We start from the raw sequence: 13129 nt of genomic DNA, 5'->3' as shown, positions 1-13129 counted from the left end.
GGGACACTAGTTGACGCGTCCGAGGTAGGAGCCGTCACGGGTGTCGACCTTGACCCGGGTGCCCTCGTCGACGAACAACGGGACCTGGATCTCGGCGCCGGTTTCGAGGGTCGCCGGTTTGGTCCCACCGGTCGAACGGTCCCCCTGCAGTCCCGGTTCGGTGAACGTGATCACGAGTTCCACCGAGGCGGGCAACTCGATGTACAGCGGAGTGCCGTCGTGCAGTGCGATGACCGCCTCCTGGTTCTCCAGCAGGTAGTCCTTGGCACCGCCGACCACTGCCTCGGACACGGGGATCTGGTCGTAGGTCGTGGTGTCCATGAAGACGTACGAATCACCGTCGTGATACAGGTACTGCATCTCGCGCTTGTCGACGTTGGCGGTCTCGACCTTGACTCCGGCGTTGAAGGTCTTGTCGACGACCTTGCCCGACAGCACGTTCTTGAGTTTGGTGCGCACGAACGCACCGCCCTTTCCGGGCTTGACGTGCTGGAACTCCACGACGGTCCACAACTGGCCGTCCAGGTTCAGCACGAGTCCGTTCTTCAGGTCGTTCGTCGTCGCCACTTCTACTCCCGGTTGGGCCTCGTCATCCGAGGCGGATCAAGTCACGTGCGACCGATGTCAGGCATTTCGTTCCGTCGTCGGTGACCGCAATGGTGTCTTCGATTCTGACACCGCCGAAGCCGGGAACGTAAACGCCGGGTTCGATGGTCAGGACATCGCCAGCGGCAATGGTATCCGTCTGCGTCCTGCCGAGCATGGGTGCCTCGTGGATCTGCAGCCCGACCCCGTGCCCCAGCCCGTGGGTGTAGAGGTCCTCCAACTGCCGGCGGCGCAGTTCTTCTCGCGCGGCCACATCGGGCTGCGCGGACGGAACACCGGCGGCCACAGCATCCCGAGCAGCGAGTGCCGCGGCAGCGACGGCCTCGTGCAGTTCTCGTTGCCGCGGAGTCGGTTCAGCGCCGACGACGAACGTGCGGGTCATGTCGGAGTGATAGCCCCCCACCAGCGCACCCGCGTCGATCTTCAGCAGATCGCCGACCTGCACGGGTCGATCCGTGGGGGTGTGATGCGGGATGGCCGAGTGAGGGCCAGTGGCCACGATGGCGGGGAACGCGGGCCCGTCTGCTCCTTGGTCGAGAAGCTCGTCAGTGAGCATACGGTCGATCTGGCGTTCGGTCAGCCCGGCGTGGATGCGCGGCATGACGTTGGTGACGGCGCCGCTGATCAAGGCGCAGGCGCTGCGAAGCTGCTCGAGCTCGTCGGAGTCCTTGGTGCGGCGCAGACCCTCGATCACGCCGGTGGTGGGGACCAGGTCGACATCGGTGGCGTCGATGCGCTGGAACTGCGCCAAAGACAGGTGCTCGGCTTCGATACCGATCCGGGTCTGGCCCATCTCCCCGGCAACGCGGATCGCTGCCGGCAAAGTGTCCCGCGCGTCGACGACCGTGACCCGGGGCGCCTGCGTGGCGACCTGCTCGAGGTACCGCCCGTCAGTGACCAGAACGACATCGTCTGGCGTCACCGCGACACTGGCGTTGGATCCGGTGAATCCCGTGAGATACCTGATATTGACGAGACTGCTCACCAGCAGCGCCGAGGGCGCTCCGGCCGCGACAATAGCGTCCCGGAGGCGGTCGACCCGGCCGGCGTGGTCAGCCACTACTCACCGGCCAACGCCCGCAACGCCAGGGCGTACGAGTCGATGCCGAAACCCGCGATGGTGCCCGTGGCGACACCGGCGATGACGCTGGTGTGCCGGAACTCCTCCCGGGCCGCCGGGTTCGACAGGTGAACCTCGATGAGCCGCGCGGTGAGTTGGGCGCACGCATCGCGCAGCGCATACGAGTAGTGCGTGAACGCCGCGGGATTCAACACGACGTCGATGCCGTCGTCGGCGGCCTCATGCACCCACGCCGATGAGCTCGGCTTCGTCGTCGCTCTGCCGCACCTCGACAGCGAGCTCCAGTTCGGAGCCGACGCGTTCGCACACGGCGACCAGCGCGGCGTAGTCGGCATGTCCGTAGACGTCTGGTTCTCTGGTGCCGAGCCGGCTCAGATTGGGGCCGTTCAGCACCAGGACACGACGAGTCATGAGACCTCCTGGAAGGCGCGGTGAAGTTCGTCTTCGCTGGGCCCGGACAGCAGCGCCGGGTGGCCGATCCCATCCAACACGATGAACCGCACGGTTGCCCCGCGCGCCTTCTTGTCGATGCGCATCGTGGCCAGCAACTGCGGCCAGCGTTCGGGGTGGCGGTAGCGCGTGGGCAGTCCGAGGGACTCCAGGATCGTGCGGTGGCGCTGGACATCGGACGCGGTCAACTCCCCGGTGCCTTGCGCCAATGCCGCCGCGAAACACATCCCCACGGACACGGCATCACCATGACGCCACGAATACTGCTCGACCTTCTCGATGGCGTGCGCCAGCGTGTGGCCGTAGTTCAACGTCTCCCGCCCGAGGACCCGGTCGACGGACTCGGTCAGGTCGTCGGCCACGACATCGGCCTTCACGGCGATCGCCCGAACAGTCAGGTCGTCGATCACCGGCCCGGCGGGATCGAGCGCCGCGGTCGGATCGGCCTCGATGGTGTCGAGGATCGAGGTGTCCCTGATGAACCCGGCCTTGACGATCTCGGCGAACCCGGCGGCCAGGTCCGCCGCCCGTAGGGTGCGAGCCTGCTCCAGATCGCAGATGACGGCGCGGGGCGGATGGATCGAGCCGACCAGATTCTTGCCGGCTGAGGTGTTGATCCCGGTCTTGCCGCCGACGGCTGCGTCGACCATCGCCAGCACAGTGGTCGGGACCTGGATGATGTCGATACCGCGCAGCCAAGTGGCGGCGACGAACCCCGCCTGGTCCGTGGTGGCTCCCCCACCGATCGCGACGATCGCGTCGGATCCGGGTGACCTGCGCCGCCCCGAGCGCACCCCAGCACATCTGTGTCGTGGCGGCGGTCTTGGCGGCTTCCGCGTCCGGGAGCGGGATCAGCAACGCCGACCGGCCACTGGAGTCGATCTCGGCCGCGAGGCGCTGCGCCTGATCCGCGGCGAAGGGCGCGTGCAGCACGGCGACGCTGTTCGCCCGATCGGGCACGGCGGCGATGATCTCGGCGTCTATGCCACGCCCGACCACGACGTCGTAGGGACGTTCCCCTTGGACTGTCACTCGGCGGGTCACGGTTGCCTCCTGTCCAGTGCCGACACGATGTCCGCAGCGATGTCGGCTGGGTCCCGATCGTCGGTCGCGATCGACACGGTAGCGACCGACGAGTAGAGAGGTTCGCGGCGGTGCAGCATCCGACTCCAGGTGGTGCGGACATTGCCCAACATCAAAGGTCGGGGCCCGTCGATCCCCACGCGCTTGGCTGCCTCACTCGAACTGACCGTGAGGTAGACGACGAGCAGATCCGCCAGGTTCGCGCGCACTTCGTCGCTCTCGATGGCTCCCCCGCCGAGACTGACGACGCCGTCGGCTTTTGTCAGGGCGCGTTCGATGGCGGTTCGCTCACGGTCGCGGAAACCCTGCTCACCTTCGGCGACGAAGATCTCCGGTAGCGGCATCCCGGCCGCAGACGGCCACATCGTCATCCGTGTCACGGAACGACACGTCGAGCAGTTGCGCGAGGATCGGCCCGACCGTGCTCTTGCCCGATCCCGGTGGGCCGACCAGAACGACCCGGGGAGCCATCAGCGCACGACCAAGGTGTCCCGGTACGACTGCAGGTTGCGCCGTGATTCCGCCAGCGAGTCCCCGCCGAACTTGTCCAGGAACGTGTCAGCAACGGTGAGCGCGACCATCGCCTCGGCGACGACACCGGCAGCGGGCACCGCGCACACGTCGGAGCGCTGGTTGATTGCCGCGGCGGACTCGCCGGTGGTGACATCAACGGTTCGCAGCGCCTTGGGCACAGTGGAGATCGGCTTCATGGCCGCGCGCACGGTCATGATCTCGCCGGTGGACATGCCCCCCTCCACGCCTCCGGACTTCCCCGAGGTGCGGCGCAGGGCGCCGTCCTGACTGACGATCTCGTCCTGTGCCGCTGATCCGCGGGTCCGGGCCAAGGTGAACCCCGCGCCGAACTCGACGCCTTTGATGGCTTGGATGCCCATGAGCGCGCCCGCGATGCGGGAGTCCAGGCGACGGTCCCAATGGGTGTAGGAGCCGATGCCGGGCGGCAATCCGTGGACGACGACCTCGACGACTCCGCCCAGGGTGTCACCGTCCTTGAACGCCGATTGGATCTCGGCCTGCATCTCGGCACTGGCCGCGACGTCGAGGCAGCGCACCGGGTCGGCGTCCAGGGCCACCACATCTGCAGCGGTCGGGAGGATTTCGCTGGTGGTGCGGGCGGCGCCGAGTTCCACGACGTGGCTGACGATCTCGATGCCGCCGACCTGGCGCAGGAACTCCCGGGCCACCGCGCCGAGCGCGACCCGGGCAGCGGTCTCGCGGGCGCTGGCCCGTTCGAGGACGGGACGGATGTCGTCGAAGCCGTACTTCTGCATTCCCGCCAGGTCAGCGTGACCGGGGCGGGGCCGAGTCAAGGGGGCGTTGCGGGCCAACCCGGCCAACTCGTCGGGATCGACCGGATCCGCTGACATGACCGTCGTCCACTTGGCCCACTCGCTGTTGCCGACTCTGATGGCGATGGGGCCACCCATGGTGAGGCCGTGCCGGATGCCGCCGAGGATCTCGACCTCGTCCGCTTCGAACTTCATGCGCGCGCCTCGCCCGGCACCCAGCCGGCGGCGGGCCAGATGAGAGGCGATGTCGGCGGAGGTGACCTCGACGCCGGCGGGCAGTCCTTCAAGAATCGCGACCAGCGCCGGGCCATGAGATTCCCCGGCAGTCAACCAACGCAGCATGGCTCAGATTGTCGCACCAGTGCTGGTTCTGCGCGGAACTCGGATGCGCGACCTGACGGCACTCGTCGGTAATCTCGCGACATGAGTGGATCGACGGGTGCGGACCTCCAGCCGACGCAGGTGCTCGAAGTCGCGCAGCGGCTCACACGAGACGTAGCGCTGTGTGTGCTGACGACGACCGGCGCAGACGACTGGATCCACGCGCGGGTCATGCAGCCGTTTCCGGTGGACCCTGATCTCACCTTGTGGTTCGGCACGAGCCCGAGCAGCCGCAAGATCGCGGACATGGCCCACGACGCGCAGGCAACGGCCACTTTCCAGTCCGCGGATGGCTCGGCCTATGCGTCCCTGTCCGGTCGGGTCGGGCTCGTCGACGACCTCGAGACGAGGCGGCGGCTGTGGCGTTCCGACTGGACGCAGTACTTCCCCGCCGGGCCGGACGACGGCTACATCTTGATGCGACTGGTGCCCGATCGGATCGAGGTGTTGGACTTCGCCAATGGGGTGGCACCACCGCCATATGGTGCGGTGCCCGCTGCTGTGGTGCGTCTCCGACGGCGAGTGGGCGATCACTCACGACGCCTGACGAGATCAGGCCACCGAGGGTGATGTCTTGGCAGTCGGGGCCGTGGTCGGCAGGCCCGACACCGTGGGAGCGGGGGTGCCGGAGCGTGGGGCTGTCGGTGCCGCCGTCGGCACAGCAGCAGACGGTGTCGGCGAAGGCACCGGGGACTGCCCCGAACTCGTCGGGTTCGGTGCGGTGGGCTCGTCGGTGGGTGTCGGCTCTGAACCGGGCAGGGCCAGCGTGCCCTCGGGGAGCGAGAAGAAGTCCCCGTTGAGAGTGAGGGTGTAGCTGTCCACCCGGTCGGCGCTGGTGACGTCCACGGTGTTGATCAGGAACGCACGCTCGATCCGCTCCATGTTGTCGACGAACGTCTTGATGTTCGAGTAGGGACCTTCGGCCGTGATGGCCATGGGCAGGACGACGATGGGGGTGCTCGAGCCTTCCAGTTCGACCGGTTCCGACGGCGCGATCCCGGTCAGGTCCACACCCGCTGCTTGCGCTTCGGTCTCGATGGAGCGGACCAGTTCCGGCTGTTTGACCTCGGCCGGCATCTTGGCCTCGACGGATTCGATCTCGTCGAGTTTCGCGGGCACCTCGGCGGACTGTTGTTCCAGTTGCACGAGTTTGGCCCGCAGGCGCAGGTTGTTCTCTTCGGTCTGTTGCGCTTGTTCGTTGATGGCCGCGGCTTGGTTGCGCGCTGGGTTGACGAGCAGGAAGAAGCCCAGCAGAAACACCAAGATGACGGCGGCGATCCCGCCGAAGAGCCACTTGCGCTCCGCGGTCATGGGTCAGCCCCCCGGCTGCGGGACAGGCGCTGGGCTGGGAGCACTCGGTGTTGTGGTGCCACCGTCAGCTTCGGTCGTGGCCGGCGGCGGTGTTCCGTAGCGACCGGACAGCGCATTGCGGCTCAGATCGGCGTTGGATTCCCACGAGATGTTCTGCCCGGAGCCAGTGCCGGTGCCGGTGGCCTTGGAGGAGTTGGTGAGGAACGGATAGGCGTAGTCCTGCAGAGTCTCGAGCGAGTCGAGCCACGCGGCGACCTCGCTGAAGGCCGAGCCGGTACCGGAGAACGTCATGGTCCCGACGGACTCCTTCGGCGGCAGCACCCCGCCGGGGCTGTCGAGCACCGGTCCGCCTTCGGTCAGCGCGCCGGAGACGGAGTCCAGCGTCACCCCGGCGGGTGTGGAGAACGACAGCTGGTTGAGCAGGAACGCCCATCGGACCTCGCGGGACATCGCGGTGGTGAGCGCTTCCTGCCCTCTGCTCGCCACGGCGAACACGGCAGGTACTTCGGCGTACTGGGCGACCTGGCCCTGTAACTGGATCTGTTCGGTCTGCGCGACCGCGAGGCGCTGTTCGGCGGCGGCGATGTCGCGCTGCGCGAGGAAGAACAGTGCTCCGAGGATCAGGACGACCAGCACGAGCAGGACGATGATCCAGCGCCTGATCCGTGCGACCCGCTGGCGGGTCCGGATGGATTCGGGGATGAGATTGACCCGCACGTAACCGGGGAACGGTCGCTCGTCGACCAGGTCGACGGTCTCAACGGTTGTCGGGGCTTCCGCTTCGGTCTTGGTGCGGCGAACTGTCAGATTCATGCGTCGTCCCAGATTGCCAGGCCGACGGCAGCTGCTGCCAGGGGATCGGCGAAGGATAGGTGGTCAGGGGTGAGTCCGCTGCTGCCGGGCCCAAGGGTGGTCAAGGCCATGCCGCGACGCACGGGCAGACCCGTCGCGGTTTCGAGTCGTTCTTCGAAACCGGGCACCAAGGAGCCGCCGCCGGTCAGGACGATGCGGTCGATCCGGTCGACGCTGCTCGTTGCCAGGTAGTAGTCCAGCGATCCGCGGATCTCGTCGATCAGCTGCCCGATCACGTCGCCCATGATGCCGACGGGCGAGTCGGGCGTTGCATCGGAGTCACTGATCGAGTTCTCACGCTTGAGGGATTCGGCGGTGGGCAGGTTCACGCCGAGTTGCTCGATGAGGCGTTCGGTGACGTTCTGGCCACCCATCATGAGGATGCGCACGAACTGTGGGATGCCGTTGACGTGGACCACGAGATTGGTGGTGGTCGCTCCGATGTCGACGACAGCCTCGGTTTCGGTCGACATCCCGAGCGGGTCGGCTCTTACCAGGGCGCGGACCAGTGCGAAGGGGGTCAGATCGACATCGATGACCTTCAGGCCGCCGATCTCGGCCGCCTGGATGGCGCGCAGGATGGCGTCCTCGGCGGCGGCAACCAGTAGTCCGTGGGTGGTGGGGGTGTTGCCCTCTCCCCCGGTTCCTTGGCCCAGGGGTACGAAGTCGAGCACCGCCTCGTCGACGGGCATGGGAACTTGTTCACCGACCATCATCGGCAGGCTCTTGCGCCGGTCCTCGGGGGCCACGTAGGGCAGGTCCATCAGCCTGACGACGACCCGTTGACTGGAGATGCCGATCGAGACGTCCTTGCCCTTGAACTTGCCCTGCTTCCACAGGTGTTTGATGGCGGTGCCGACCAACTGCGGGTCGCGTACTTCGCCTTCGACGACGGCCCCGATGGGCAGCGGCATCTGACCGAAGCGATCCAGCTGGAAGACCCCGTCGCGCACAGAGATCTGCGCGGCTCGAACGCAGGACGTGGAGATGTCGAGACCGATGCGGCTATGTCCGCCCATGTCTCACCTCCGCGCTCAAGGACCAGCATTCCGTCCGGAACGGTTGCGGTCCACCCGTTCCCACATTTGTTCTACTTCCTCGGGTAACGGAACCTCGCGCCAGGATCTGAAACGAGGTGTCGGGATCGGGGCAGTTGGGTGTTTCGTCCGGATTATCCGAGCAGGGTCCCGGTGTAGGTGTCAGCGAGCGATTGGCCGAACACGACAGCGATCAGCGCGCCGGCGATCATGAAGGGTCCGAACGGAATCGCGGTCTTGCGTCCGGCTCGCTTGGCGAGCATGAGGCCGCCGCCGACCAGGGCACCGAGGAGGAATCCGAGGAAGGCGCCCACGATGAGTGGCCCCCATCCGAGCCAGCCCAGGTAGAGCCCCAGGACGCCGGCGAGTTTGACGTCACCGAACCCCATCCCCGCGGGATAGACGAACGCGAGGAGGAAGTAGAACGCGAACAGCGCCAGGGCACCCAGCCAGGCATTCAGGTAGTCGTTCCAACGACCATCGACGATGGCTGGGAGCAAGAGCAGTAGACCGGCGACGACGTAGGACGGCAGGACAATGACGTTAGGCAGGCGCCGGGTGTCGAGGTCGATCAGCGCCAGAGCAACCCCGACAGCGGCGAAGTACAGGTAGGCGGGCAGTTCCCAAGTTGAGGCCGAAGTTCCACGTCATGAGCACGAACAGCAAGCCGGTGGTGAGTTCGACGATCGGATACCGCGGCGAGATCGGTTCGCCGCAGTCGCGACAACGGCCGCGCAGGATCAACCACGACAGCAGGGGGATGTTGTCGTAGGCGCGGATCTCGTGACCGCACGAGGGGCAACCTGATCCCGGGGTGACGATCGATTCCCCGCGGGGCACGCGCCAGATGACCACGTTCAGGAACGAACCGATCACGAGCCCGAACACCAGGGCAACGCCAAGTTCTACCAACGTCACTCGCGCCCCTCCTGAGGAAGTGCACTGCTACGAGTAGTTCTCGCGCTTGTAAAGAATGTCCAGAGTGTAGTGCCTGACACTGCTGGTGGGATCCTCGACGCCCCACACCGGCAGGGGCCGGTAGTACATCGTCAACGCGTTGTCGATCCGGGCAACACCTCCGGCATAGATCTGTCCGAAGTGGTCCGTGTTGTTGGCTTTCCGAATGTTGCACGGGGAATACAACAAGACGTTGACCGAGTCTTCGATCGTCACTCTGTTGTCCAGGACAATGCCATCCTTGGTGCACGGCGATGGCTCATCGTTGTAGGGCTGAATCAGATAGAGGTTCCGGGTTGCGGAAGTGTCTGAACGGAATGTAAGTGAATTGGCGAATCGGACCCCGCCCTTTGCGAACACCGCGACATTGCTTCGCAGTGGGATGTCCTGGGCATTCGTCTGGATTACTACCTGACAGTTGGTTCTGAGGATCGTCGGCGTGTCGGAGTTGGTCAGTAAGCCACCGGCCTGGACCGTTCGCATCGCCAGTCACGTTGCAGTCGTGGTTCTCGTAGTAGCCCGTGTACCCCGCAGCCGCCCACAGTGCCCGGGTTTCGTTGCTCCAGTTCAGGACGGGGAAAGACTGTGCGGGCGGCGCTTCAACTTGCGAATAGGGGAAGCACTTCGCGGCGTTGGGGCAGGTCCCGTCCCACGAGATCGATCCACTGGCTCGTACGACTCCATTCACTTTGGCGTTTCGCACGATCGACACGTTGCCGGCGGAGACCTGCACTTTCCCCTTCACGGTCACACCGGGATTGGACGCCGTGAATCCGGTCCGTGACCAGGCGTCGACTTCGAACGTGCACGTGTTGGACCCAGCAGATACTGCCCTGCGCAACGACACTGCCGAAGAACTGCTGATTGTTGCTGCACACGAAGTTCCCATTCGTGTAGAGGTCGGCATCTGCAGCACCATCTCGCCCAAAGACCTGGGCCCGATTGGCGAGGGTGATCCCGGTGTTGCCGAAGATCGCCTTGTCCAAGCCGTTCTCCATGGTCGGATTCATGTTGACCAAGACCTCGACGGTGCGTTGGGCGGGGCGGGTGTCCGCTACAGCTGCGCTGGTGGCCGTTGACTTGATCAGAGCGCGATCGACCGTGACCGCACCAGATCTGACGTCCTCGCAGGTCGCGGCTGCTTCTCCATCGAAGTAGGTGACCACTGTCTGAACGGAGATCGCATCGGGCTGCGCTTCGGTTTGGGTGACGGTGTCGTCGCACGGTAGGGACTCGCGCGCCGTTCCTTGAATCTTCGCGAGCGTGATGTCGACTTGCCCTTCCGCTGACATGACGCTTGACGACCGTTGGCGATCCTGACCCGATTGGCGCGCCTCGCGCAGCGCGAATGCCGCGATCGTGATCATCAGGATTGCCACCATCATCACAAGTCCCATCGTGGCGACGAGCGCAACCCCAGAGTCCTCACGCATCCGGTGACCAGCCATGCGACGGCCCTCCTTCATGCTGTCGGCGCAGGACTGCAGCGACCCGCGTCATACCCGTAGTTGGTGTTACGTCCGGAAATCGACGCGCTGAGTTCGTCACTCTCGGACGGATCGTTCAGATCCACAGCCCCCAGATTGACGTCCAGAAGTCGGGAGGCGAAAGCGCTTGTCCCGCCTTGGAGAGTGAAGGGCCAGTTGCCCTCACCCGGGTTGACCAATCCTCGCGAGACGGTCGACCAACCCGTCGTAAGCCCGTCCGTCTGCCAGGTGGGACTCCAACTCCTCATGCGCAAGGCACTGGTGCCGGGTGCGTCGGCGTCGGCGATCACCTGCCATTGGACGCAGCGCTCATCGCCGTTCGCCTGCGTGTAGACACGCATGCATGAACCGGAGGTTCCGGTGCCCTCACAGGTGGACAGGACCTGGTCTTCGTCGCCTGGGCTGTAGAGCACATTGCCCGACCTGACCTGGCGGTCGATGATCGCTAATCCTTGGCGAAGCTGGCTCACGGATTCGGCGTCGCGTCGGGACTCCTCAGCCATGCGCTGGACCGTGATCACGCCCTGGAAGATCAGTCCGATGACCAGCGAGAATACGGCCATCGTGATCAGCAACTCGATAAGGGTCACGCCCGCATCACCGGCACCCGTGCGTTTGGCACCGGCCTCAGCGACAAGTGTCGGTTTACGCATCAGGGTTCGCCCCGTAGGAGGTCTGGCTCAAGATGCCGCCGAGGTCGACCAGGACCGCGAATGACGTGACGTTCGTGGACTCTGAGCCGTCCACCTCGAAAACGCGATAGCGCAGGTCGGCCCGCACGGTGGGTGCGGATGTGACCTCGGTCGTGCACCGCGTGCCGGCAGCGGTGCATGAGGTGTCTTGCGACTCCTGAGGTGGCTGCACGGCGATGACATAGTCAATGTCGATCCGCACGCCCTGATCATCGTTCGATGCGTAGGTCCGGCTCACGCTTCCACTGACGTTCCGAGTCTGGTTCAGGCTCACAGTCGAGTAGGTGCCGGTGTCGCTGTCCCAGAATTCCAGAGACCCGGTGCGACTGGCGGATGGCTCTCGGGCCCCAATCCCAGACTCAGCTACCGCCTGATCGACGAGTCCGTTCACCCGAACCACCTGATCGAATCCCGTGGGACCCGTGTCGCCCGTGGTGGTGTCGGGCAGCCCCCCCACCTTCACTTCTCCGAGTGTTCGTGAGACCGATGCCACGGCGCAGTTCGGGGAGGAGCCGGAGCAGAAGCTCGTGGAACTGACGAACTGACCAACAAGGGAACGGCTTGTGCTGCCTGAAGCAGAAACCTCGGCGAGGTTGAACGCCGGCAGCGTCCGCGGTAGGCCGGCAAGCGTCAGCGACATCGAACTGGGTGACCCCCCGGTGGCCACTGTGGCAGAGCCGCAGGGTTGGGATCCGGGGACCAGCGAACCGGAGGGTGGCGCCTGACAGGAACTGCCCCCGGACACCGAAGCTGACCCAGAGCCGTCGTCAGCGGTACTCGGCGTCAAGGTGATGCTTCCTGCAGTGCCGGCGGTTGGGGATAGGACCCCAGGATCGGTGGGAGCGATTGCGAAGGTCTCGGCCTCGCCCACTTCAGATGAAGGGTCGGTGTCACCCTCAGCCACTTGGCTGAGGCCACCCTTTGACGCCTCAGTCCCGGCTACAGAAGTCCGGACTCCGGTTGTCTGGGCAAGTGCTGACACGCGCGAGGTCTGCTCCACCGTCATCGACGAGCTCAGCATGGGTAGGTCGAGTGATGCGGAATCAACGCCGAAGTCCTCAAGTAGTTGCGTGTCGGCGCCTTCCTCGCCACCTGCTGGAACCAATGAGATGCTCCCGGCAGTGATTCCCGCCTGGGCGCTGAACGACGGCTGACATGGGCCCGAGAAGGGATGAGTCGAAGTGGAGAGACACCCAGTCGGCGAGTAACTCGTCGATCGTTCAATGACGGAGTTCTGCGCATCGGTGGAGTTCACTCCGTACGTCACGATCACGGTCAGGTTATAGGCGGGCTGCTCAGTATCTGCCTGGGTGATGTAGGTCGCGATCGTGTAGGTAGTGTTCTCAATCGTCATCGACCTGCATATGGGGGCTCAGCGGCGCCGTTGTGCCAGTGGAGTTGAGTACCAGTTCCTCGTTGATGCTGGACCCGGCGGGTGCTAGCCGCGGCGTCGACTCCTTGTCGATGATTCGGATGTCCGACGCGAACTCCGTCGTTGTCTGGTTGATACCGGAAACGATGAGGTCATACGGGAGCGCTCGCAGTTGCTCAAGGGTTTGGGTCGCCAGGGCAGTCGCCTGTTGTCGCTGTTTGGCCTGGCCGACTGTCTTGGCCGAACTGATGAAGACGCCGGTCAAACCGATCATCACGAGGCTCAAGATGAGCATGGAGACGATCAACTCCATGAGGGTGAACCCGGCGTCCGAAACTGATCTCTTCGTCGTAGTCATGCGGCGTCTGGGCGGACGGCAGAACGGTCCAAGGCGACGCTCCACGATCATCACCTCCCACTTTTCGCATCGTCACAGTCGCCCCCTTGCTTTACCGCGAACATGACGCGATCCTCAGACCGAATGCAACTGGGGTGGAAGGCCTCACTAGACCT

18 protein-coding genes are annotated in these 13129 nt (G+C 65.0%); 1 reads left to right on the top strand and 17 read right to left on the bottom strand.

Annotated features, from left to right (window positions below; genetic code table 11):
• Window positions 1-6: 6 nt before the first annotated feature.
• From efp to aroC, 7 genes are all read right to left on the bottom strand, one after another.
• Window positions 7-567 (bottom strand): elongation factor P, encoded by a 561-nt coding sequence (gene efp / locus V9E98_12365; protein MEI2717759.1) that lies wholly within the window; start codon window positions 565-567, stop codon window positions 7-9.
• Between the two features lie 22 nt (window positions 568-589).
• Window positions 590-1666 carry a Xaa-Pro peptidase family protein gene (locus V9E98_12360; protein MEI2717758.1) on the bottom strand — a complete coding sequence of 359 codons (1077 nt, stop codon included), beginning with the start codon at window positions 1664-1666 and terminating at the stop codon, window positions 590-592.
• On the bottom strand, window positions 1666-1914 hold the full coding sequence (locus tag V9E98_12355; GenBank protein ID MEI2717757.1) for a type II 3-dehydroquinate dehydratase: 249 nt from the start codon (window positions 1912-1914) through the stop codon (window positions 1666-1668). The genes V9E98_12360 and V9E98_12355 overlap by 1 nt, the downstream gene beginning before the upstream one ends.
• On the bottom strand, window positions 1907-2098 hold the full coding sequence (locus V9E98_12350; protein MEI2717756.1) for a type II 3-dehydroquinate dehydratase: 192 nt from the start codon (window positions 2096-2098) through the stop codon (window positions 1907-1909). Before V9E98_12350 ends, V9E98_12355 begins: the two co-directional genes overlap by 8 nt.
• On the bottom strand, window positions 2095-2931 hold the full coding sequence (locus V9E98_12345) for a 3-dehydroquinate synthase family protein (protein ID MEI2717755.1): 837 nt from the start codon (window positions 2929-2931) through the stop codon (window positions 2095-2097). The genes V9E98_12350 and V9E98_12345 overlap by 4 nt, the downstream gene beginning before the upstream one ends.
• A 246-nt stretch (window positions 2932-3177) precedes the next feature.
• Window positions 3178-3591, bottom strand: coding sequence for a shikimate kinase (locus V9E98_12340; protein ID MEI2717754.1), 414 nt, complete (start codon window positions 3589-3591; stop codon window positions 3178-3180).
• 99 nt (window positions 3592-3690) lie between these two features.
• Window positions 3691-4869, bottom strand: coding sequence for a chorismate synthase (aroC, locus tag V9E98_12335; protein MEI2717753.1), 1179 nt, complete (start codon window positions 4867-4869; stop codon window positions 3691-3693).
• Window positions 4870-4950: 81 nt separating this feature from the next.
• Here aroC and V9E98_12330 point away from each other — a divergent pair, with 81 nt between their 5' ends.
• Window positions 4951-5478 carry a pyridoxamine 5'-phosphate oxidase family protein gene (locus V9E98_12330; protein MEI2717752.1) on the top strand — a complete coding sequence of 176 codons (528 nt, stop codon included), beginning with the start codon at window positions 4951-4953 and terminating at the stop codon, window positions 5476-5478.
• Here V9E98_12330 and pilO read toward each other — a convergent pair.
• From pilO to V9E98_12280, 10 genes are all read right to left on the bottom strand, one after another.
• Window positions 5461-6219, bottom strand: a complete 759-nt coding sequence (gene pilO / locus V9E98_12325) for a type 4a pilus biogenesis protein PilO (protein ID MEI2717751.1) — start codon at window positions 6217-6219, stop codon at window positions 5461-5463. The two genes, V9E98_12330 and pilO, sit on opposite strands and share 18 nt — an antisense overlap.
• Before the next feature lie 3 nt (window positions 6220-6222).
• Window positions 6223-7032 (bottom strand): hypothetical protein, encoded by an 810-nt coding sequence (locus V9E98_12320; GenBank protein MEI2717750.1) that lies wholly within the window; start codon window positions 7030-7032, stop codon window positions 6223-6225.
• The gene (gene pilM, locus V9E98_12315; GenBank protein MEI2717749.1) at window positions 7029-8090 is read right to left on the bottom strand and encodes a type IV pilus assembly protein PilM; all 1062 of its coding nucleotides are present in this window, start codon (window positions 8088-8090) and stop codon (window positions 7029-7031) included. The genes V9E98_12320 and pilM overlap by 4 nt, the downstream gene beginning before the upstream one ends.
• 152 nt (window positions 8091-8242) lie before the next feature.
• The gene (locus V9E98_12310; GenBank protein MEI2717748.1) at window positions 8243-8659 is read right to left on the bottom strand and encodes an A24 family peptidase; all 417 of its coding nucleotides are present in this window, start codon (window positions 8657-8659) and stop codon (window positions 8243-8245) included.
• Window positions 8652-9026 (bottom strand): prepilin peptidase, encoded by a 375-nt coding sequence (locus V9E98_12305; protein ID MEI2717747.1) that lies wholly within the window; start codon window positions 9024-9026, stop codon window positions 8652-8654. Before V9E98_12305 ends, V9E98_12310 begins: the two co-directional genes overlap by 8 nt.
• 27 nt (window positions 9027-9053) lie before the next feature.
• Window positions 9054-9281 carry a hypothetical protein gene (locus tag V9E98_12300; GenBank protein MEI2717746.1) on the bottom strand — a complete coding sequence of 76 codons (228 nt, stop codon included), beginning with the start codon at window positions 9279-9281 and terminating at the stop codon, window positions 9054-9056.
• Window positions 9282-9664: 383 nt separating this feature from the next.
• Entirely contained in the window at window positions 9665-10513 is an 849-nt protein-coding gene (locus V9E98_12295; GenBank protein MEI2717745.1) for a hypothetical protein, read from the bottom strand.
• Window positions 10514-10527: 14 nt separating this feature from the next.
• Window positions 10528-11205: a prepilin-type N-terminal cleavage/methylation domain-containing protein gene (locus tag V9E98_12290; GenBank protein MEI2717744.1), complete on the bottom strand. Its 678-nt coding sequence runs from the start codon at window positions 11203-11205 to the stop codon at window positions 10528-10530.
• Entirely contained in the window at window positions 11198-12598 is a 1401-nt protein-coding gene (locus V9E98_12285; GenBank protein ID MEI2717743.1) for a hypothetical protein, read from the bottom strand. Before V9E98_12285 ends, V9E98_12290 begins: the two co-directional genes overlap by 8 nt.
• Window positions 12588-12974 (bottom strand): prepilin-type N-terminal cleavage/methylation domain-containing protein, encoded by a 387-nt coding sequence (locus tag V9E98_12280; protein ID MEI2717742.1) that lies wholly within the window; start codon window positions 12972-12974, stop codon window positions 12588-12590. Before V9E98_12280 ends, V9E98_12285 begins: the two co-directional genes overlap by 11 nt.
• Window positions 12975-13129: the final 155 nt, after the last annotated feature.

This window comes from Candidatus Nanopelagicales bacterium (genome assembly GCA_037045355.1).
Classification (GTDB): domain Bacteria; phylum Actinomycetota; class Actinomycetes; order S36-B12.
Note: the sequence above shows the minus strand (reverse complement) of the source record. Positions and strands in the feature narration are given on the sequence as shown.